Origin of the sequence: Pseudoxanthomonas sp. CF125, from assembly GCF_900104085.1 — a bacterium.
Classification (GTDB): Bacteria; Pseudomonadota; Gammaproteobacteria; order Xanthomonadales; family Xanthomonadaceae; genus Pseudoxanthomonas_A.
The window spans coordinates 120,467-140,995 of record NZ_FNLD01000002.1 but is presented as its reverse complement, the minus strand read 5'-3'; the positions used below and the strand labels follow the sequence as shown (position 1 = coordinate 140,995).

Sequence of the window (20,529 nt, the reverse complement as noted above, 5' to 3'; positions counted from 1 at the left end):
CAAGACGCCCGCAAGGATTGCCGGTTGGCGACAGCCGGCAATACGGAACATCGATCGAACACGCTACAGCGGTACGGCTTGCGATGCCGTCCGGTGCGCGCGGGCTTGCCGTGGCGTATGCCGAAGCGTGGGAGAGGGTGTTTCGCGAGGACGATGGCCGAATGGTTAGGCATCAGCTCAGCGCTGAATAAGTCGGTTCGATTCCGACACGTCACCACTGGATAGCTCAGAGGGTTAGAGCAGCAGACCATGAATCTGCGGGTCGCGGGTTCGACTCCCGCTCCAAACCAGACTGTAAATCTGGAAATAGGAACGAAAGTTCCACCACAGGAAACGCCCCATGCGGCGTTCGGTAACTCCGCGAAGGAATGCGGGTACGGAACAAGGCAGCGGTGGCGCGGCCGGATCGTTGCTCTTGAAGCGGACGGACGGAAGCGGATCGTCTACATGGCTGAACATCGCCATGCAGACCGGAAACTTCCGGCTCTCCGCCGACAGCGCTGCGATTCCGCTTCGCCGGCGTCAAGGGGCGTTTCCACTTTTCTCCGCTTCCCTTCTCCCAGTGGGAGAAGGAGAACCAACAGCTGCAGGCGGAACCGATCCGCGCCTGCGGCGTCATGCAATGGATCGGACCACCAGAGCCATACCTAAGGAGTAGTGCCATGTTCTGGACCAAGAGGGTCGTGATCGGTGACGGCGAGCGCGGCCTGGTGTATCAAAATCGTCAGTTCGAGCGCGTGCTCGCCGCGGGCGTGTACCGCATGTTCGACCCGCTGAAGCGGATCGAGGTGGCCGTGCACAACATCGCCAATCCGGAGTACGCCGGTCGCGATGCCGATGCGCTGATCGCGCGCCTGGGCGACAGGCTGGACGAAACCTTCGTGCTGGCCGACATCGGCGCCGATGAAGTCGGCCTGGTGTCGAAGAACGGCAAGCTGGAAGACGTGCTGGCGCCGGGTTCGCGCAAGCTGTACTGGCGCGGGCTGGTCAAGGTCGAGGTGCAGCGCGTGGCGCTGGCCGGGAATCTCGAAGTCGATGTCGCCGTCACCCGTCGTCTGCGTCAGCTCGGGGTGTTGTCCAAGGTCGCGGTGACCGCCGAGGTGCCGGCCGAGTCGGCGGGCCTGGTGTTCGTCGACGGCAAGCTGGCGCGCACGCTGGCGCCGGGCGCTTACGCCTTCTGGAATTTCCAGAAGAACGTGAGCGCCGAGGTGATCGAGTTGCGCGTGCAGTCGGTCGAGGTCTCGGGCCAGGAGTTGCTGACCAAGGACAAGGTCAGCCTGCGTGTGAACCTGGCCGCCAGCATGCGCGTGACCGACCCGGTCGCCGCGCGTACCAAGGTAGCCAAGTTCGGCGATCGCCTGTACCGCGAACTGCAGTACGGCCTGCGCAAGGCGGTTTCCGCCAAGACGCTGGACGAATTGCTGGGCGACAAGGCGTCCCTGGACGCCGACATCTTCGGTTACGTGCGCGGCCAGGTCGGCGCATTCGGCGTCGAGGTGCTGGGCGTCGGCGTGAAGGACGTGATCCTGCCGGGCGAGATGAAGGACATCCTCAACAGCGTGGTGCAGGCGGAGAAGGCGGCGCAAGCCAACGTGATCCGCAGGCGCGAGGAGGCGAACGCCACGCGTTCCCTGCTCAACACCGCCAAGCTGATCGAGGAGAGCCCGGTGCTGATGCGCCTGAAGGAACTGGAGGCCTTGGAGAAGGTCACCGAGAAGATCGACAAGCTGACTGTGTTCGGCGGCCTGGATGGCGTGCTGAAGCAGTTGGTGACGTTGAAGTAATGCAACCGCCCCTTCCCCCGCTTGCGGGGGAAGGCTGGGATGGGGGCGAACGGAGTCGTGGAAATTGAATGCGGATACTGTAAGAGCCGCATTCGATGACTTCATGGCAAGGGATTGCCGATGGCTCCGTCGAGCCCCCACCCCAACCCTCCCCCGTGAACGGGGGAGGGGGCTCTTTTCTACAAGGAAGGACATCATGGACACCAATTACGAATTGCTGCATGCCGAAGGCAGCGCCACCCCGATCAAGGGATGGGTGCGCGGCGTGCCGCTGGAAGACCAGGCCCACGCGCAGTTGCGAAACATCGCCAGCATCCCGTTCGTCGGACCGTGGGTGGCGGTGATGCCGGACGTGCATCTTGGCAAGGGTGCGACGGTGGGTTCGGTCATTCCGACCCGCGGTGCGATCATCCCGGCCGCGGTCGGTGTGGACATCGGCTGCGGCATGGCCGCGGTGCGCACCACCCTGCGCGCGAGCGACCTGCCGGACAACCTGGCGCAGCTGCGTTCGTCCATCGAGCGCGGCGTGCCGGTGGGCAACGGACCGGGTGGCGAGCATCGCCGTCTGCCGGACAGCCATGAGACGCGCATCGCGCAATCGGGATTGCATGCCGGGCTGGAGGCGATCAAGGCCAAGCACCGCAAGATCCGCACCGACAAGCTGGAACGCCAGATCGGCACGCTGGGTGGCGGCAACCATTTCATCGAGATCTGTCTGGACGAGACCGATGCGGTATGGGTGATGCTGCACAGCGGCTCGCGCGGCACCGGCAACCTGATCGGCAGCTACTTCATCGAGCGTGCGCGCGAGCAGTTGGCGCACCGCGTGCTCGGTTTTCACTTGCCGGACAAGGACCTGGCTTTCTTCATGGAAGGCGAGCCGCTGTTCGACGACTACGTGGAAGCGGTGTCGTGGGCGCAGGATTACGCGCGCCACAACCGCGAGGCGATGATGGCGCGGGTACTGGCGGAAATGCGCCATCGCCTGCCGAAGTTCCAGCTGGAGAAATTGGCGGTGAACTGCCACCACAACTACGTGCAGAAGGAAACGCACGGTGGCGAGGAACTGCTGGTGACCCGCAAGGGCGCGGTCAGCGCACGCGCGGGCGAGCTGGGCATCATCCCGGGCAGCATGGGCACGCGCAGTTATATCGTGCGCGGCAAGGGCAACGCGGACAGCTTCCACAGCTGCAGCCACGGCGCCGGCCGCGTGATGAGCCGTACGGCGGCCAGGCAGAACATCACCCTGGCCCAGCACCGCGAAGCCACCGCGCATGTGGAGTGCCGCAAGGATGCGGCGGTGGTCGACGAATCGCCGGCCGCCTACAAGTCGATCGATGCGGTCATGGCCGCGCAGACCGACCTGGTGGAAGTGGTGCACACGCTGCGTCAGGTGATCTGCATCAAAGGCTGATCAAGCCCGCAACCAACGGCGCCGCCCTTCACAGGGTGGCGCTTTCTTGTTGCTGCCGTAGGAGCGACGTAAGTCGCGAAACCATAACCTCCGCACCCATCGTTTCGCGACTCACGTCGCTCCTACGGCGCAGTCGGCTATTTCGCCTTTACCTTGCGGTCGCCGAACAGCGCGCTGACCACGATGCTCGCGCCCAGGCCTACGCCCAGCAGGAACAGCAGCAACGCCACAGTCGGATAACCCCACAGCGTGCTTTGGGTGGGGATGCGCATCATCAGCGAAGAAGCCAGGATCAGCGAGGCGGTGATCACGCCGGCCGCGATCCTGTTGGCGATCTTCTGCAGGCTTTCCATCAGGTGCGACTCCTCCAGCCCGGTCACCCGCAGCTGCAAGCGGTTGTCCGCGACCACGTCGAGTATGTCGGCGAGCTTGCGCGGCCCATCGCGCATCAGCGACTGCAGTTCCATCAGTTCGCTGGCCAGGCTGGGCGAAGACAGCGACTGGCGCAGGCGCGCGCGCATGACGTGCTGCAGATGGTTTTCCACTGCCTGTTTCGCATCGAATCCCGGCACCAGCAGCTGGCATACCGCGTCCAGATTCAATAGCGTCTTGCCCAGCAGGCTCACTTCAGGGGGCGTGCGTAGGCCGTGGGCGGTGGCCAGGCGTACCAGCTCCAGCACCACACGGCCTTCCGACATCGAGGCGCTGTGGGCGGCGTATCGGGCTACCAGCTGCCCTACCTCGCGGGTGAAACGCTCGTCGTCGTAGTCGTCCAGCGGCGTGCCCAATGCGATGGCTCCCTGCGCGACCTGCTCGCCGCGCCCATCGACCGCCGCGAAAAGAAGTTTGAGCATGCGCTCGCGCTGGCGCGGCGGCACGTTGGCGACCATGCCCAGGTCGAAGATCGCCAGACGGCCATCGGTCATGACGCGCAAGTTGCCGGGATGCGGATCGGCGTGGATCTCGCCGTAGACGAACATCTGATCCAGGTAGCCGCGCATCAGCGCATCGGCCAAAGGCTGCATCGGCTGTTCGGTGCGGCGCACGCCCGGCACCTGGTCCACGCGCGCGCCTTCCAGCAACTGCATGGTCAGTACCCGGCGGCTGGTGAGATCCCAGACCGGATACGGCACGCACAGCTCCGGATACGGCGCCAGATGTTCGCCGAAGCGTTCCAGGTTCTGCGCTTCGGCCACGTAGTCGAGTTCGGCCATGAGCGTGCGGTTGAATTCGCCCAGCCAGTCGGCGAAATGCACGTGCCTGCCCAGCTTGGTGATGCGGTCGGCGGCATTGGCCACGCCGCGCAGCAGGGAAAGATCCGCCGCCAGCTGCAACCCGACGCCGGGCTTCTGCACCTTGACCGCGACTGGCGTGCCGTCGCGCAGGGTGGCGCGGTGGACCTGGGCCAGCGAGGCGCAACCGATCGGTTCGGGATCGAACTGGCCGAATGCTTTGCTCAAGCGCACGCCCAGCTCCTCTTCGACCACTTCGCGCACTTGCTCGAAGGGGATCGGGCCGACTTTTTCCTGCATGCGTTCCAGTGCCGTGGCGTAAGCGGGCGGCACTATGTCCGGACGCGTGGAAAGCATCTGCCCCAGCTTGACGAAGGTCGGGCCCAGCGCTTCGAGATCGCGGCTGAATTCTTCAGGACTTCCTTCCGATTCGAACCGTTGTTCCAGCGACGGCTCCAAGGAAAGCCCGGAGAACACACCCGAATTGCGATAGCACCACAGGAAACGCAGGATCTGCGCCCTGCGTTCCATGCTGCCGCCGACCGCTGGCGCGTTGTGCAGGTTCGAATCCATCGCTCGACTCCATGCGGTTTCCAGCGAGTGTGTCCACGCATGGGTAATCGCGCGGTGAAACGGGGCGGAAACGCCCAACCGCGCATGAATCCGGGCGCGGGCGCCGGGTCAGCCGCGCGACTTCAGCCCTGCAGCTCCCGCAACGTCACCGAAGGCGGCGCATCCAGCACGCGGCGCGTGGCGAAAAGCCCCGCGGTCAGCGCGGCCAGCATGCCCAGACCTCCGCCGATGGCGGCCAGCGACCAGTTCGCCTTCCACGGCAGATCGAACACCTGGGTGGCGATCACGCCGGACAACACCGACGCGGCAATGGCCGCGACCAGACCGGAGAGCAAGCCGATCGCAGCGAATTCCGATGCCTGCGCGAGCCGCAACTGCCGGCGGCTGCCACCGAGCACGCGCATCACGCCGCCTTCCAGCAAACGCTCGTCCTGGCTGGCGCTGACCGCCGCCAGCAATACCAGCACGCCGGCGGCCAGCGAGAACCAGAACACCACCTGGACCACGGTAGACACCTGGTCGGCGGTGCTGCGCACCTGCTTGAGCACCGCATCGACATCGATCACCGACAGGTTGGGGAAGCGCTCGACCAGCTGCGCGGTGAAACGCTTCTGTCCGGGCGGAACGCTCACCGCGGTGATGTAGCTGGCCGGATACCCTTCCATCGATCCGGGCGAAGCGATCACGAAGAAATTGGGACGGAAGCTTTCCCAATCCACGCTGCGCAGGCTGGTGATTTTTCCTTCGAACGGTTGGCCGGCGATATCGAAGGCCACGCGGTCGCCGATCTTCCAGCCCAGTTGTTCGGCGAAGCGCTCTTCGACCGATAGCTCCGGCGTGGCAGGCGTACGGCCATTCCAAAACTTGCCGGCGGTGACCTTGTTGTCGTCGCGCAGGGTCGCGGCGGTGGAGAGGTTGAATTCGCGTTCGGCCCGGCGCTTGGCTTCCTGGTCATCCGCGTAATCGGCACCGCTGGTGGGCTTGCCGTTGAGCGACACCAGGCGCCCGCGGATCATCGGGAACAGCACAGGCGGCGCGATCTTCTGCTCGGCCATGAACGCGTTCACCTCAGCCTGCTGGTCTTCCTGCACGTTGATGATGAAACGGTTGGGCGCATCGGCAGCCAAGGACAGCTGCCAGCGGTCCAGCAGGTCCGTGCGCACGAAGGTCAACAGCAGCAGCGCCATCAATCCCAAGCCCAGCGCGGATACCTGGGCCACGCTGGTGCCCGCACGGCGGCTCACGTTCGCCAATCCATAACGCAGGCTGCCGCGCAGACGCGAACGCAGGCGACGCACCAGCAGGATCATCAGCCACGCCAGCAGGGCGAGCACCGCCAGCGTGCCCAGAATGCCGAGCAGCATGGCCGTGCCCAAGGTCGCCGAACCCGCCTTCCACCACAGCAGCGCGCCCAAACCGACGAAGCCGGTCAACGCGACCAGCCACGCGCTGGGTTCGGTGGGGTCCAGATCGCGGCGCAGTACGCGCAAGGCAGGCACGCGGCGCAACGCCAGCACCGGCGGCGCGCCGAAGGCCAGCAGCACAATCATGCCCACGCCGTACCCCTGCAACGCAGGCAGCCAGCCTGCAGGGGGAATGGAGATCTTCATTTCCGCCTGCAGCCAACTGCCGATCGCCCATTGCAGACCATAGGCAATCAGCACGCCCACGGTGCAAGCGATCAGGCCCAGCAGAATCAGTTCGCCCACGTGGATGCCAACCAGGGTGCGCTGGCTGGCGCCGAGACAGCGCATGACGGCGGTGCCGGATAAATGGCGTTCGCTATGACGGCGCGCCGCCATGGCCACGGCCACCGCGGCAAGCACGACGGAAACCAGCGCGGCCAATCCTAGAAAACGGCCGGCGCGGTCCAGCGAAGAACGAATCTCCGGGCGCGCGTCCTGGATGGTTTCCAGGCGCTGTCCGCGCGCCAGCGCCGGACGCGCGATGGCGGTGAAACGCTCCACCGCCGCGGCATCGCCCGCCACCACCAATCGATAGCCCAGACGGCTGCCTTCCTGCACCAGACCAGTGGCCCGCACGTCGGCGAGATTGAGGAAAACCTTGGGCGCGACATTGAAATAGTCCATCGAAGCGTCGGGTTCCTGCACCACCAGTGCGGTCAGGCGCAGCTGCGAGTCGCCGATGCCGATGCTGTCCCCGATTTTCGCGTCCAGCGTCTCGGCGCCGGATTGGCTCATCCACAGCGTGCCGGGCGCGGGAATGCCCTGCGCGTCGTGTTCGGCGGCTCCAGCGGCGTCGATGATGCGGAAGCTGCCGCGCAGCGGAAAGCCTTCGCCCAGTGCGCGCAGGTCGCCCAGGCGCAGCTGCTCGCCTGCGCGGATCATGCTGTCCAGGCTGAGCGTTTCGGTGCGCCGCAAGCCGGCGGCGTTGGCGGCCTCGCGCACGGCGCCGGTGATGGGCGCGTCGCCGCGGACGACGGCATCGCCGCCCAGCAGGCGGTTGGCTTCGATCGCCAGCGCGCGCTCGGCACGGTCGGTGACGAAGCCGACGGCGGTCACCGCCACCACCGCCAATACCAGCGCGGCGAACAGGATGCGGATATCGCCTGCGGCCGCATCGCGCAGCAATTGCCGCCACGCCATCCGCAAGGTCTTCATGCAGCGGCGCCTTCGACCGGCGCATCGTCGATGAGCGCGCCACTATCCAGCCGCAGAATACGGCCGCAGCGCCCGGCCAGATGTTCGTCGTGGGTGACCAGCACCAGCGTGGTACCTGCCTCGGCATTCAAGGCGAACAGCAGTTCGATGATCGCCTGCCCGGTATGGGTATCCAGGTTGCCGGTGGGTTCGTCGGCGAACAGCAGCGACGGCCGGGTGACGAACGCGCGCGCCAGCGCCACGCGCTGCTGTTCGCCGCCGGAAAGCTGGCGCGGGTAGTGGCCCAGGCGCTCGGCCAGTCCCACCTTCTGCAGGATCTGCCGCGCTGGCGTCTCCGCATCGGCATCGCCGCGCAATTCCAGCGGCAGCATCACGTTCTCCAGGGCGGTCAATGAAGGCAGCAGCTGGAAGCTCTGGAAGACGAAGCCGACCTTCTCGCCGCGCACCCGCGCGCGCCCGTCTTCATCCATGGTGGAAAGCGCTTCGCCATCGAGCGTGACACTGCCGTCGCTGGGACTGTCCAGCCCGGCCAGCAACGACAGCAAGGTACTCTTGCCCGAGCCGGAGGCGCCGACGATCGCCACCGTGTCGCCATGGTCTATCCGGAAGCCCACGTCTTGCAGAATAGTCAGCTCGCCCGAAGGCAAAGGCACGCGCTTGCCCAGGGCGCTGACCTGCAATGCGGGACGCGGCTCTTGTGGTGCAAGCTTGGGCCGCGCGACTTCAGCGCGCAGTTCGGTGGAATCGGCCATGATGGTCCTTGGTGTTTGTCCACCCATGATCGGGAGACGTTGTTAAATGATTTTTAAGAGCTGGCTTCTTAAGAACTTGCGATATGCGGCGCCACGCAGCCGCATTCAATGTGCCATAGGTTGGGTGTTGCTGGTTTTCGCGACGCTGGTGCCCGCTTCTTTCGCGCAAACCGCGCCTGCCCAGGGCGCACGCACCATTCTGGTGATGGGCGATTCGCTATCGGCCGCCTACGGCCTCAGCGCTGCGCAGGGTTGGGTGGCGCTGACCGCCGACCGGGTGAACAAGACCCAGCCCGGCTGGCGCGTGGTCAACGCCAGCATCAGCGGCGAAACCACCGCAGGCGGCGCGTCGCGCATCGCCGGAGAGCTCAAACGCAACCGCCCCGCCGTGGTGGTGATCGAACTGGGCGCCAACGACGGCTTGCGCGGCCTTCCCTTGCAACAGACCCGCAGCAACCTGGAACGCATGATCAAGCTATCGCAGGCCGCCGGCGCCAAGGTGCTGCTGGTCGGCATGCGCATGCCGCCCAACCTGGGTCGCGATTACACGCAAGGTTTCGAGCGCAGCTTCAGCGACCTTTCCAAGCTCCACAAGACCGCCTTTCTGCCTTTCCTGCTGGAACCCATCGCACTGGACCGCAGCGCCTTCCAGGCCGACAACCTGCATCCCATCGCCTCTGCGCAGCCGAAACTGCGCGACCATGTCTGGAAGTCCCTCGCGCCTTTGCTCAAATGAAACCTCGGCGGCGACCAGCGCAAGTCTCTTCACGCGGGCTTGCCGCAATTTCAACGCCAACTTCATACAACCCCAACAATGCGTTTGCGATGCTGCGTGTCATCTGATGATTCCTTAGCCTCATAGGAGAACAGCGATGCGTGCTTTATTCATCGGCGGCGTGGTCGACAACAGCGAAATGGATCTGGACGGTAGCCAGCCACCGGTGCACTACCCAGAAAACAGCGGCAGCGGCCGCCCCCGCTACCGACTGCATCAAGTCGGCCAGCGCGACGACGGCAGCATCGCCTACGCGGTGTATGGGGCGCCCGATCTGGCCGACCAGGAAGTGGAGCGGGTTGCCGACGAACGCGGCTACGCCCGGCGTTTCGAAGCCATACCCACGCTCGCCGCGCACTGAGCGAACGACGGATTAGCGGCGCAGGGCGCGTCGGCGCGGCGAATATGCGATGCGCGGATGCACGATCCGGGCGCGACTTCAAGTGTCGACAGGCATCCCATGACTTTTCCGAATGCTTAACCTTCCATCCGGCGCACAGCCCTAGGATGGAAAGTCGCAACTTCGTGAGCATGCCCGATCATGAACTCGTCCTACGGTTATGGATTGGCCACCAAGGCGCGGGCGCTTCCAGGCAAACATGAGCTTCTGGTCGAAGCGCTCGAAGAAGTCACGCGCCTGGTTTTCAACGTTCCCGGCTGCCTGAGCTACGTGGTGAGCACCGTGCCCGCCGAACCCGATGCGGTCTTCATCACCGAGTTCTGGGACCATCCCGATTCCCAGCGCTCGGCTTTCGCGATGGCCGGCATCTATGAAGTGGCCTTGCGGTTCCACGCTTTGTCCACCGACATCGAACAGCACGAGTTGCGGCCCCTGGCGAGCTGATCGCCGCAACGGGAAGGACGGGGCTGGAAGTAGGACTTTTCCTACGCGACAGAGGGCCATCGCCCTAATGTGATTCGTATCACATGAGTTCAGGATGCTTCTGCGGCGCCAGCATCGCCGCAGGAGAACCCGACATGCAGCAGCGCTTGATGTTCACTATCGTATCCGCGCGCAGTGGCTGGCAGCTCTATGAAGGCGACCAGGGCCGGTTATGGTTCGCTTCGCGCAACGATGCCATGGAAACCGCCGACCTGATGGCGATGTCCCTGCATGAAAACCACGGCATTCCCACCGCAGTGGTCATGGACATGGCCGGTCGCGAGTCGGTGATGCTGATCTGCCACGGCTGAAACCCACACGGCGCGCATCCGGCGACTGCGAGCCAGTGATCGCAGGTTCCCGGGCGCGGCTCAGGTTTTTTGCGGCGCGGGGATGCCCGCCAATTGGCGCAGCGCTTGTTCGAACAGCTCCACCGGCTGCCCGCCTTGCACAAGATGCCGATCGTTGAAGATCACCGACGGCACCGCGGTGATGCCCTGGCTCGTGTAGAACTCTTCCTGCGCACGCACCTCCTGGGCGTATTCGTCCGAAGCCAGGATCGCGCGCGCGCGGTCTGCATCCAGACCGGCCGCAGCCGCCAACTGCGCCAGCACTTCGGCCGAGGACACGTCCTGTCCGTCGGTGAAGTAGGCGCTCAACAACGCATGCTTGAGCGCCAGCTGCCGCCCTTCGCCCTGGCTTTCGGCCCAATGCAGAAGGCGATGGGCATCGAAGGTGTTGTACACGTGCCGGCGCCGGTCCATGCGGAACTCGAAACCCAGCTCGGCGCCGCGCGCACGGATGGCTTCGCCGTTGCGCGCCGCCTGTTCGGCGGTGATGCCGTACTTGCGGGTCAGATGCTCCACCGCGTCCTCACCTTCGGCGGGCATCTGCGGATTGAGTTCGAAGGGCTGGAAGCGCAGTTCGACGTCCAGCTCGCCGCCTACCCGCGCAATCGCCGCCTCCAGCGACTTCAAACCCACCGCGCACCAGGGACAGGCGACATCGGAAACGAAATCGATCTTGACGGGAACGGACATGGCATCTCCACGGGCTTCGGGCAGCGGCGATGCCGCGATGTCCAGCAGATGGGGGCGCTATGCCGCGGATCAATCCGAACGCCCATCCACATGAATGGAACGGTGCGGCATGGCCGTTGCGACGACGGCTGGCGTTTATCCAAATAATGGCGCGATCCACGCCATGCGCCAGGTACCGATGCCGCAGGCGTCCTCGTCGTCGCTTGCGCGTCACCCAAGGGGACGGCCACGGCCGTCCCCTTTTCTGGTCCCGCTCCAATCGAAGCGAGCAAAGCGCGCTGTCACAAAACTGGCATGGCGCGCGCGTAGCTTGCTTGTCACCAGACTGTCTTGAAAGCCGGGATCCGCTTCCGAATGCTCGTTCCCACCGCTGAAGCCCCTTCCTTCAACGGCATGCCCTGCCTGGTGTGGGCCTACGCATTCGACACCGATGGCATCGCCCATGGTCTGGAAGTGGAAAGGTTGACCCCCGTGGCGCTGGCTGCGGCGCGGGCGGACCACCCGTGGTTGTGGCTGCACTTCAACGCCAGCGATGCGCGCACCGCCCAGGCCGTTGCCCAGCTCGGGCTGCCTGAAGAGGCCAACGAAGCGCTGCTCTCGCACGACACCCACGTCAGCCTGCAGCTGGAAGAAGAGACGGCATTCGGCGTCTTCGTCGACTGGCACCACCAGCGCGGCAGCGATCACAGCAGGCATTCGTTCGCACGCGGCGAGGCGGAAGTGGGCTGGCTGCATTTCGCGCTGACCGATGGCCTGATCATCAGCGCGCGGCGCCAGGCGCTGCGTTCGGTGGAGCAGGTACGCCAGCAGGTGCGTAGCGGCGTGCGTTTCGATTCGGCGGCCGATGTACTCGAAGCCATCGTCGAACGGTTCGCCGTCTCGGTGGCTCGCGCCACCCTGGAGCTGGGCGAGGAGCTGGACCATATCGAGGATCGCGTGCTCGCCGACCGCATCGGCGAAGAGCGTCGCGACCTGGCCCTGCTGCGACGCCACGCGGTGCACATGCATCGGCCACTGACTGCGCTGCGGCGGGTGTTGCGCCAGTTCGAGCAGCGCTACGCCGCGTCCTCCGAGCATGTCTTGCTGCCGGCGGCCACGCGGCTATCGCAGCGCTTCGACGAACTGGACAGCGACGTGGCCACGCTGCACGAGCGCGCACGCCTGCTGCAGGACGAAGTGGCCGCGAAACTGGCCGAACAGACCAACCGGCACTTGTTCGTGCTATCCGTGGTCACCGCGCTGTTGCTGCCGCCCACGTTGGTGGTGGGCGTGTTCGGCATGAACATGGAAAACCTGCCGTTGCTGCAAAGCGCCCATGGGTTCGGCATCGCCATGGGCTTGTGCCTGGCCTCCAGCGTACTCGTGTACGCACTGTTGCGAAGGTTCGGCGTGGGAGGCTGAGCAGCGGCGCCAGCAAACCGTTGGCGTTTAGCCTGCCCAAAATGCCGTTCGTGGTGAGCCTGTCCAAGATCCCTCCTGATTTCCAAAGCGGTATCTCTGTGGAAATAGGGCCACCGCATCCCCATATCGCAGCCAGGCAGGCTTAATGGGCCTTCGCGCGCAGCGAATATCCGACCCTGCAAACTTCAACCCCGGCCAGGAGTCCCCCATGAGCGCATTCGACCTCACCCCGCCCAACCCCGCCCAGCGCCAGCAGTTGATCGATGGCCTGAATGGCGAAGAGCGCCGGGTACTGCTGGAGCACGGAACCGAGGCCGCGTTCTGCGGCGTGTTTCTGGACAACAAGCTGGAGGGCGTCTACACCTGCCGGCTATGCGGGTTGCCGCTGTTCCGCTCCAGCGCCAAGTTCGATTCCGGCACCGGCTGGCCCAGTTTCTTCAGGCCCTACGACGATGCGCATGTGAAGACCCTCCGCGACACCAGCTACGGCATGATCCGCACCGAGATCGTCTGCGCCCGTTGCGACAGCCATCTGGGCCACGTTTTCCCGGATGGCCCCCCGCCGACCGGCGAGCGCCATTGCCTCAATTCGGTATCGCTGGGCTTCACCGAACAGGGGGCGGCGCTGCCCGATCCGCTGCATCGCGGCGGGGCGGAGGCAGGCGTCGCGGACTGACCGCTCACCGCGGCATGAATGCGGCGCAACGGCAGCGCAACGAATCCGCCGTCTGCCCCGTATTGAGGACCAGGGAGAGCAGAATCGTGCTCCCCGCCACGTCAACGGAGTCATCTCATGAAAACTTCCTCCCTGTTCGCGGGCATCCTGCTGGCGCTGTTCCTCGCCGGCCCGGTGGCCGCCAAGTCGCGCAACGTGACCGATCCCGACGCCCCGCGCAGCCTGCCCGCCGAAGGCCCGGTCAGCGTGGACTGGACCGATCCCGCGCAGTTCTCCGATATCCGCTATAGCGGCAACCGCTGGGAAGCCCAGCGCGGCAACTGGGTCGCACAGCTGGCCCAGTATCTGCAGAAGAGCGCCACCAAGAAGCTGCCGCCCGGTGAGCAACTGCAAGTCACCATCACCGACATCAAGCGCGCCGGCCAGTACGAGCCCTGGCGCGGGCCCAACCTGCAGGACACGCGCTTCGTGCGCGACATCTATCCGCCCCGCATTTCCCTGACCTTCAAGCGCACGGACGCACAAGGCAATGTCATCGATCAGGGCGAACGCAAGCTGGTCGATACCGCATTCCTCATGGGCAACAGCATGCTGGGCGACAGCGATCCGCTGCGTTACGAAAAAGGCCTGCTGGACGATTGGCTGCGCCGCGAATTCAAACCGGAAGCGGAGCTCAGCGCACGCTGATGCGACGGTAGCCGCCGCGCAGGCGAGTGTCCGCCGCGGTGGAGCGCCGTTGGCCTTGTAGTGCCGGGCTTGCTCGGCTGCTCTTGGCCCAAGCATCACCTCGTCCGTCATCCCGGCGAAAGCTGGGACCTATTTCGGCCATACCTTCCTTTTCCGTTCGTATTTTCTTTGCGGAAGCAAAAAAGCAAAATCAAGATGGATCCCGGCTTTCGCTGGGATGACGAAGAACGATGATGCTTACGGGCTTGCCGGTGCCGCCGCTTTCTCCACAGGGATGCGGCCTGCACGATGCGCCTGCGCGGCGGCAATGCCGTTCTTTTCCCGACATCCTGCTGGCCAGAGCCGGTATCCTAGTTCCATGCCGCTGCGCACCGTCTCCGCCACCCGCTACGTCACCCCGCTGCGCGAAGGCGGCTCCATGCCCGCCGTGGTCGAGGCCGACGACGACGGCATGTACGTGCTCAAGTTCCGCGGCGCCGGCCAGGGCGCGAAAGCGCTGGTGGCCGAGCTGATCGCCGGGGAAATCGCGCGCGCGCTGGATCTGCCCATTCCGGAAATCGTGCTGCTGGAGCTGGATCCGGATCTGGCGCGCACCGAGCCGGATTCGGAAATCCAGCACTTGATCCGGGAAAGCGCAGGTTTGAATCTGGCCCTGGATTACCTGCCTGGCGCGGTGAACTTCGATCCGGTGGCCGAGCAGCCCTCGGACGAGCTGGCCTCGCGGATCGTCTGGTTCGACGCCTATGTCAGCAACGTCGACCGCACGCCCCGCAACACCAACCTGCTGATGTGGCACCGGCAGCTGCGCCTGATCGACCATGGCGCGGCGCTGTATTTCCATCATGGCTGGGATGGGGGCAGCGCCATCGCCGGCAATCCGTTCAAGATGATCAAGGACCATGTGCTGTTGCCGTGGGCGGCGGCGTTGCCCGAAGCGGACGCGGCGCTTGCGGCGAAGCTCGGTCGCGACGTCCTGCAGGGCATCGTGGCGCAGGTGCCGGACGGCTGGCTGCTCAATGCCGATGCCTTCGCCGACCCGGCCGCACAGCGCGCCGCCTACGTGGAGTATCTGATGCGGCGCCTCGATGAGCGCCAGTCTTTCGTGCAGGAGGCGATCCATGCGCGCCGATAGCCCCAACAGCAATCACTACGATTATGCGGTGATCCGGGTCGTGCCGCGGGTGGAACGCGAGGAGTTCGTCAATGTCGGCGTGATCCTCTCCTGCGAAGCTTCGCGCTACCTGGAAGCGCGTATCGAACTGGACGAAGCCCGCGTGCTGGCGCTGGCGCCCGACCTGGACATGGAATCGCTGCGCCGGCATCTGGATACCATTCCCGCGATTTGCCGCGGCGGCGTGGGCACGGGGCCGATCGGCCTGCTGCCGCAGCGCGCCCGCTTCCACTGGCTCACCGCCAAACGCAGCTCCATCATCCAGACCTCGCCCGTTCACATGGGCAAGTGCGGCGACATGCCGGCGATCATGGAACACCTGCTGCAAAGCATGGTGCGGCTGGAGCGCTGACAGCGACGCGGGAACTCCGTCTGATCGCGAGTCTCCTTATCACACGCCCCGCTTCGCGCTCGCGCGCTTTTAACGTTTCGTTCCACACAATCGGGCTCCTCGCGTTGCCGCCATCGCGCTTCTGGGAGCGGCGCGCAGCACCCTGGAGTAGTACTGCATGAACCAGAAGCTCAAAGCCGGCTCCGTTGAGCTGGAAATGGCGTTCATCGATTGGGTCAAGAAGAACGCCTATCACCCACTCGAGGCGATCGACCCTTTCATGGACCGATCCGAATACGTTCGCAGCGCGGTCGATACCGTCGTCGAACACGCGCGCAAGAAGATCGCCGAGCGCACCCGCCAGCACCTGGCCAGGCTGGCGGAAGACACCGTGTTCACCGCCCAGTTCCCCATGGTCTACGGCTGCAAGAACCTGGACGACAAGGACATGCGCTACACGGTTTCGCTGACCATCGGCGAGACCGAAGCCGAATGGGTCGGCAAGGTATGGGCCGATGGCGAGTATCTGGGCGAAATACACGGCAGCGGCAGCGGCCCCCAAGCCAACTACCTGGAACTGGCGCGGATGCACATCGAATCCCACATCCGTTGCGCCGGCAAGTTCAAGCCGCGTCTGCGCAAGAGTTGAGCGGCCCGCGGCCGGATCGAAGGCGCGGTGTAAAGAAAACATAGCGCGCCCGTCGCAACCGATTAACGGTTGCGCGCCTACAAAGCGGGACCGGCGGCAATTCCGCTCGTCGGCGACCTGCCACCAGGAGTTTGTTCATGAACACACGCGCCAACCACGACCCGCAGATCGGCGGCGACGAGGAAGAGTAAACCTGTACGCCAGCGGCGGAGTCCTGCCTGCGATGCTTGTAAGTCCGCCGGTCTAGCGGCCAACGCATCGCAGGCAGCCCGCCCGCCAGGCAGCTAGAACGAATCGCTGCCCGGACGCAGTTCGATGTTCAGGGCCACCGCCACCAGTCGCATGGCTTCGTCATCGCGGCTCGAAGTGATCCAGCCGCCATAGCTGTCGCTGCCGGTGTCCCAGGTCCACAGCGTGTAGCCGTGTTCGCGCAGGCGGTCGTAGGCAGTGGACATCAGCGCCGGCACGTCGGTGCCGTCCAGGAAATCCTCGTCCGAAGTATCGCCGCCCCAGTCGATCTCCAGGTTCCAGCGCCGCACCAGCTCGGTGACGCTGTCGATGAAGGACTCCTTGTCCTTCCAATCGACGAAGAAGCCGGAGGTCCAATCGATCGCATCCTTCAGCACCCACACCGGCTCGGCATCTTCGCCGGCTTCCAGCAGCGCTTCGCGGTAATGCGAAAACTGGCGCAGGGCGGTTTCCTCGTCGCCGGGATTGACCAGCAGCAGCAACTGCCAGACCAGCGCCTCGGTGGTCAGTTCGTCGGCTTCCTCGAGGTCCTGGGGATCGGCTTCGTGGTCGCCGTAGTCGGCTTCGTTGTCGGGCATGGCCATGGGAGTGCTGAGGAACGATTCGGGCATCGATATTGGCGCTTGGCGGGCAACTTGGAAAGCATTTCCTCATCCGATACCGAGCAGCCCGCGAAGCAATCGTTCGCAGATGTCCGGTCATTGTGGAAAACTCCCCGCATGACCGTTTACGTCGACGATGCAGTGACTTGGTGGCGCGGCCAGCGCTGGGCGCACCTGATGGCCGACACGCTGGAGGAACTGCACGCGATGGCCGAGCGACTGGGCATGCCACGGCGCGCGTTCCAGGACAAACCCAGCGGCGCGCATTACGACGTCACGGTGGAACTGCGCGAACGGGCCCTGCAGCTGGGGGCGCAGGCCATCTCGCGCCACACCGACCGCGAACTGGTGCGCTCGGTGATCGACAACGCCCGGAAGCAGGCTACCCGCCAGTCGCCCTAAGGCATGCGTGATGCGGTAGCCGCATAACCTCGGGACTGCAGACGGAACGGCTGCCGCCGTCCGTAGGTCAGCGAACGCCACACCCATTCCATTGGCCCGAAACGGAACCTCGCCAACCACCAATGACTGATCGCTATCTGCCCTGCGAAGATCAGCGCCCACGCCGACCACCAGCCCGCCACACCCCAGCGTGGCCCGATACCCAAGCCTATACCGTAGAACAAGGCGATGCCGAGTACGCTCTGGGTCAGGTAATGGCTCAGCGCCATGCGCCCCATCGGCGCCAGTATTTGCAAACGCGGCCGCCACTGGGGCCGCAGGAACAGCAAAGCGAAGCCGGCGGCATAGGCGATGCCCAGCGCCAGAGGCCCTGCGCGCAAAAGCACACGGATGGCGAACTTGGAGGCTTCCGTGTCGAGCAATGGATACTGTTCGCGCAAACCGGCCTGGGTGAACTGCAGAACCGTCATGGCGACGCCTGCGAGCAAGCTTCCCCAAAACAAACGGGCGATCAGAGTCTTGTGCTGCAGGGGATGCTGGAACAGACCACGGCGTCCGGCCCAATAACCCAGCAGGAAGCGTCCCAGCACGAAGCACGCCAGCGCCCAGTTGGAAACGCGCGCCCAATTGGCCGTATCGATGTTGCCGCGAAGCACCGCACCCGGCGACGAGGATGAGAACGCCTGCAGTGCGCCCGCATAGACTTGCGCCTGCTTCGGCCATCCCTCCAGCGCTTCCCTGACCCAGGGCGACAGCAACGGCGGCAACAGCAATGCGATCACCAGGCCCGCGATCAGCAACACACGATCGGAAGCATGCCGGAAACACACCAGCAACAGTCCGACCACCGCATAGGTCAGCAGAATGTCGCCCCACCAGATGAAGTAACTGTGCGCCAGGCCGATGACGAGCAGGATCAGCAGGCGCCGAACGAATCTGGCAAGACCGCCGCTGGCCTCCGCGCGCTCCATTTGCAAAGAAAAACCCAGGCCGAACAGCAGCGAGAACAGGGTGATGAACTTGACGTTCACCAGCAGCTCCATCGCCTGCAGCGCGATGGCATCGAAACCGGCGGTCGGCAGCGCGGCGCGCGCCGGATCGGGCAGGAACTCGTACAGAGTGAACGAGGCCAGATTGACCATCAACACGCCGCCCAGGGCGAAACCGCGCAGGGCATCGATGAGGTCGTGGCGTTCGCGAACGGGTATGGGATCGGCAGCGGGAAGGGTCATCCGGCAAGACTAAAGCATGGTTCGCGTTTATCCTCTACCGAACCATCCACGAACCGCAGAACCGGACATGACCGACACGCCTCCCGACCATCTGGCCATCAATCCCGCCAGTCCCTTCCACGACGCGGCCGCCATCGACCGTGGCGTGGGCATCCGTTTCAACGGGGTCGAGCGCGACAACGTGGAGGAATACAGCGTCAGCGAGGGCTGGATACGCGTGCAGGTCGGCAAGTCGAAGGACCGCCGCGGCAACCCGATGACCATCAAGGTCAAGGGCGAAGTGGTCGCGTATTACCGCGATATCGCCTGAAGGCGCCGTTCTCCGCCGGTGCGGGCCTCGCCATTTGCTAGGCTGCGCGGACCTCAGGCGCACCTAATCCCATGAAAACCAGCGGCATCTCGTTCCACCACCCGTTCGCGTTCTGGTTCGGGTGCCTGCTGGTGCTGGCGGGTGTCTTGGCTCATGTGCCGATGTTCATGATGGGCCAGCACACGCACTGGCAGATGGTCGGCATGCCGATGAGCACCGAGATGTGGATCGGCATGGCGCTGATTCCGGTCGGCCTGGCGCTGTCCATGTACGGGCTGATGCCGCGCATGGAGCAGATGCGCAACACCGCGCAGGGCGCGCGCGACCACCGCTATTTCCATATCGCCGACGGCGTGCCGCTCAACCGCGAGCACTGGACGCTGGTGATCGTGCTGATCGTGGCGCTGGCGGTGGATGTGATGAAGCCGGCCACGCTCGGCTTCGTCATGCCCGGCATGAGCGCCGAGTACGAGATCACCAAAGCCAGGGCCAGCCTGCTGGCGTTGTTCGCGCTGACCGGTACTACCGTGGGTTCGGTGCTATGGGGGCGGATGGGCGATCTGTTCGGACGCCGTGCGGCGATCCTGCTGTCGGCGCTGATGTTCATGGGCACGGCGATCTGCGGCGCCATGCCCAGTTTCGAGTGGAACCTGGCGATGTGCTTCCTGATGGGCGCGTCGGCGGGCGGCCTGCTGCCCATCGCCTTCACCCTGATGGCCGAGACCATCCCCGCCGCGCATCGCGGCTGGCTGCTGGTCGCATTGGGCGGCATCGGTACTTCTGCCGGCTACCTGCTCGCCTCGGGTGCGGCTGCGATCCTGGAACCGATGTTCAGCTGGCGCGTGCTGTGGCTGCTGGGCCTGCCGACCGGTGCGCTGATCGTGTTCCTCAACCGCTGGATCCCCGAGTCGCCGCGCTTCCTTTCCAACGCGGGCCTGGAGAACGAAGCGCGCGCGGTGTTGAAGAAATTCTCCGGCGCGTCGCCTGCGGCGATCGAGGCGGACGACTCTCCCGCTGCAGCCGGCAGCGTGATCGACGAACAGCATCCGGTGGTGGGCATGCGCCAGCTGCTGCGCGGCCGCCATGCCAGCATCACCTGGGGTTTGTTGGTGTGCGGCGTGGCGTGGGGATTGGCGAACTTCGGCTTCCTGCTGTGGCTGCCCACCAATCTGGTGGAACTGGGCGTGGACGCCAAGGGCGCAAGCGCCTTGCTGGCGCGTTCGGCGGTGCTGGCGCTGCCCGGCATCGCCGTGGTGGTGTGGCTTTACCACCGCTGGAGCAGCATCCGTGCACTGGTGCTGTTCATCGCCTTGACCACGCTGTCGCTGCTGGCGTTCTGCGCGATGAGCTGGATGCAGCTGCAATCGGCCACCGCCACCGTCGTCGCTACCGCCGCACTGCTGATCAGCGTCAGCGGGGTGATCGCGATGTTGATTCCCTATGCGGCGGAAATCTATCCGGTGCACCTGCGCGCGACCGGCTCTGGCGTGGTCGCGGCCAGTTCGAAGTTCGGCGGCATTCTGGGGGCGGGCCTGGGTGTGATCGGCTTTTTCGATAACTTCCTGCTGTCGGCGCTGCTGATCGCGTTGCCGATGGCGGTTTCGGGCGTGATGCTGCTGCGTAGCGGCATAGAGACGCGCGGGCATGGGCTGGAGGATATTCAGCGGACACTGACACGCGAACAGCGCTAAGAGCTTGAGTAGGTCGGGGCTACGTCCCCGACGCACGGAAGTCCGAAACCACCC

21 protein-coding genes and 1 tRNA gene are annotated in these 20,529 nt (G+C 64.9%); 16 read left to right on the top strand and 6 right to left on the bottom strand.

Going from position 1 to position 20,529, the window contains the following annotated elements:
• Positions 1-217 precede the first annotated feature (217 nt).
• The 3 genes from BLR66_RS10070 (at position 218) to BLR66_RS10060 (ending at position 3,198) form a co-directional block, all read left to right on the top strand.
• A tRNA-His gene (locus BLR66_RS10070) sits at positions 218-290 on the top strand.
• A 372-nt stretch (positions 291-662) separates the two neighbouring features.
• Positions 663-1,784 (top strand): slipin family protein, encoded by a 1,122-nt coding sequence (locus BLR66_RS10065; protein WP_093285218.1) that lies wholly within the window; start codon positions 663-665, stop codon positions 1,782-1,784.
• Between the two features lie 196 nt (positions 1,785-1,980).
• Positions 1,981-3,198 carry an RtcB family protein gene (locus tag BLR66_RS10060; RefSeq protein ID WP_093285214.1) on the top strand — a complete coding sequence of 406 codons (1,218 nt, stop codon included), beginning with the start codon at positions 1,981-1,983 and terminating at the stop codon, positions 3,196-3,198.
• 137 nt (positions 3,199-3,335) lie between these two features.
• Here the strand turns inward: BLR66_RS10060 and BLR66_RS10055 are convergent, their stop codons facing one another.
• The 3 genes from BLR66_RS10055 to BLR66_RS10045 form a co-directional block, all read right to left on the bottom strand.
• A complete protein-coding gene (locus BLR66_RS10055) occupies positions 3,336-5,003 on the bottom strand; it encodes an ABC1 kinase family protein (RefSeq protein ID WP_093285211.1) in 1,668 nt (555 codons plus the stop codon).
• Positions 5,004-5,125: 122 nt separating this feature from the next.
• Positions 5,126-7,624, bottom strand: a complete 2,499-nt coding sequence (locus BLR66_RS10050; RefSeq protein WP_093285207.1) for an ABC transporter permease — start codon at positions 7,622-7,624, stop codon at positions 5,126-5,128.
• Complete coding sequence (locus BLR66_RS10045) at positions 7,621-8,376, bottom strand: ABC transporter ATP-binding protein (RefSeq protein ID WP_093285204.1); 756 nt, start codon at positions 8,374-8,376, stop codon at positions 7,621-7,623. Before BLR66_RS10045 ends, BLR66_RS10050 begins: the two co-directional genes overlap by 4 nt.
• A gap of 148 nt (positions 8,377-8,524) precedes the next feature.
• Here BLR66_RS10045 and BLR66_RS10040 point away from each other — a divergent pair, with 148 nt between their 5' ends.
• From BLR66_RS10040 to BLR66_RS10025, 4 genes are all read left to right on the top strand, one after another.
• Positions 8,525-9,112, top strand: a complete 588-nt coding sequence (locus tag BLR66_RS10040; RefSeq protein WP_255402419.1) for an arylesterase — start codon at positions 8,525-8,527, stop codon at positions 9,110-9,112.
• A gap of 136 nt (positions 9,113-9,248) precedes the next feature.
• Complete coding sequence (locus BLR66_RS10035) at positions 9,249-9,512, top strand: hypothetical protein (RefSeq protein ID WP_093285197.1); 264 nt, start codon at positions 9,249-9,251, stop codon at positions 9,510-9,512.
• 180 nt (positions 9,513-9,692) lie between these two features.
• Complete coding sequence (locus BLR66_RS10030) at positions 9,693-9,995, top strand: antibiotic biosynthesis monooxygenase family protein (RefSeq protein WP_093285193.1); 303 nt, start codon at positions 9,693-9,695, stop codon at positions 9,993-9,995.
• An 83-nt stretch (positions 9,996-10,078) separates the two neighbouring features.
• Positions 10,079-10,345 carry a hypothetical protein gene (locus BLR66_RS10025; RefSeq protein ID WP_143014613.1) on the top strand — a complete coding sequence of 89 codons (267 nt, stop codon included), beginning with the start codon at positions 10,079-10,081 and terminating at the stop codon, positions 10,343-10,345.
• 60 nt (positions 10,346-10,405) lie between these two features.
• Here the strand turns inward: BLR66_RS10025 and BLR66_RS10020 are convergent, their stop codons facing one another.
• Positions 10,406-11,074, bottom strand: a complete 669-nt coding sequence (locus BLR66_RS10020; protein ID WP_093285187.1) for a DsbA family oxidoreductase — start codon at positions 11,072-11,074, stop codon at positions 10,406-10,408.
• A gap of 354 nt (positions 11,075-11,428) precedes the next feature.
• Here BLR66_RS10020 and BLR66_RS10015 point away from each other — a divergent pair, with 354 nt between their 5' ends.
• From BLR66_RS10015 to BLR66_RS09990, 6 genes are all read left to right on the top strand, one after another.
• Positions 11,429-12,475: a CorA family divalent cation transporter gene (locus BLR66_RS10015; RefSeq protein ID WP_093285182.1), complete on the top strand. Its 1,047-nt coding sequence runs from the start codon at positions 11,429-11,431 to the stop codon at positions 12,473-12,475.
• Between the two features lie 208 nt (positions 12,476-12,683).
• Positions 12,684-13,151 (top strand): peptide-methionine (R)-S-oxide reductase MsrB, encoded by a 468-nt coding sequence (msrB, locus tag BLR66_RS10010; RefSeq protein ID WP_093285179.1) that lies wholly within the window; start codon positions 12,684-12,686, stop codon positions 13,149-13,151.
• A 117-nt stretch (positions 13,152-13,268) separates the two neighbouring features.
• The gene (locus tag BLR66_RS10005; protein ID WP_093285174.1) at positions 13,269-13,838 is read left to right on the top strand and encodes a DUF3016 domain-containing protein; all 570 of its coding nucleotides are present in this window, start codon (positions 13,269-13,271) and stop codon (positions 13,836-13,838) included.
• A gap of 364 nt (positions 13,839-14,202) precedes the next feature.
• Complete coding sequence (locus BLR66_RS10000) at positions 14,203-14,970, top strand: HipA family kinase (RefSeq protein ID WP_176943873.1); 768 nt, start codon at positions 14,203-14,205, stop codon at positions 14,968-14,970.
• A complete protein-coding gene (locus BLR66_RS09995; protein ID WP_093285164.1) occupies positions 14,957-15,361 on the top strand; it encodes a DUF3037 domain-containing protein in 405 nt (134 codons plus the stop codon). Before BLR66_RS10000 ends, BLR66_RS09995 begins: the two co-directional genes overlap by 14 nt.
• A 157-nt stretch (positions 15,362-15,518) precedes the next feature.
• On the top strand, positions 15,519-15,989 hold the full coding sequence (locus BLR66_RS09990) for a hypothetical protein (protein ID WP_093285160.1): 471 nt from the start codon (positions 15,519-15,521) through the stop codon (positions 15,987-15,989).
• 284 nt (positions 15,990-16,273) lie between these two features.
• On the opposite strand, the gene BLR66_RS09985 is transcribed toward BLR66_RS09990, so the two are convergent.
• Positions 16,274-16,816, bottom strand: coding sequence for a DUF6630 family protein (locus BLR66_RS09985; RefSeq protein ID WP_093287720.1), 543 nt, complete (start codon positions 16,814-16,816; stop codon positions 16,274-16,276).
• A gap of 141 nt (positions 16,817-16,957) precedes the next feature.
• Here BLR66_RS09985 and BLR66_RS09980 point away from each other — a divergent pair, with 141 nt between their 5' ends.
• Complete coding sequence (locus BLR66_RS09980) at positions 16,958-17,242, top strand: DUF4031 domain-containing protein (protein WP_093285152.1); 285 nt, start codon at positions 16,958-16,960, stop codon at positions 17,240-17,242.
• Here the strand turns inward: BLR66_RS09980 and BLR66_RS09975 are convergent.
• Complete coding sequence (locus tag BLR66_RS09975) at positions 17,239-18,474, bottom strand: DUF418 domain-containing protein (RefSeq protein ID WP_093285148.1); 1,236 nt, start codon at positions 18,472-18,474, stop codon at positions 17,239-17,241. The two genes, BLR66_RS09980 and BLR66_RS09975, sit on opposite strands and share 4 nt — an antisense overlap.
• Positions 18,475-18,541: 67 nt before the next feature.
• Between BLR66_RS09975 and BLR66_RS09970 the strand changes: the two genes are divergently transcribed.
• Both BLR66_RS09970 and BLR66_RS09965 read left to right on the top strand, forming a co-directional pair.
• Entirely contained in the window at positions 18,542-18,784 is a 243-nt protein-coding gene (locus BLR66_RS09970; RefSeq protein ID WP_093285145.1) for a DUF3297 family protein, read from the top strand.
• A 71-nt stretch (positions 18,785-18,855) separates the two neighbouring features.
• Positions 18,856-20,475: an MFS transporter gene (locus BLR66_RS09965; RefSeq protein WP_093285142.1), complete on the top strand. Its 1,620-nt coding sequence runs from the start codon at positions 18,856-18,858 to the stop codon at positions 20,473-20,475.
• Positions 20,476-20,529: the final 54 nt, after the last annotated feature.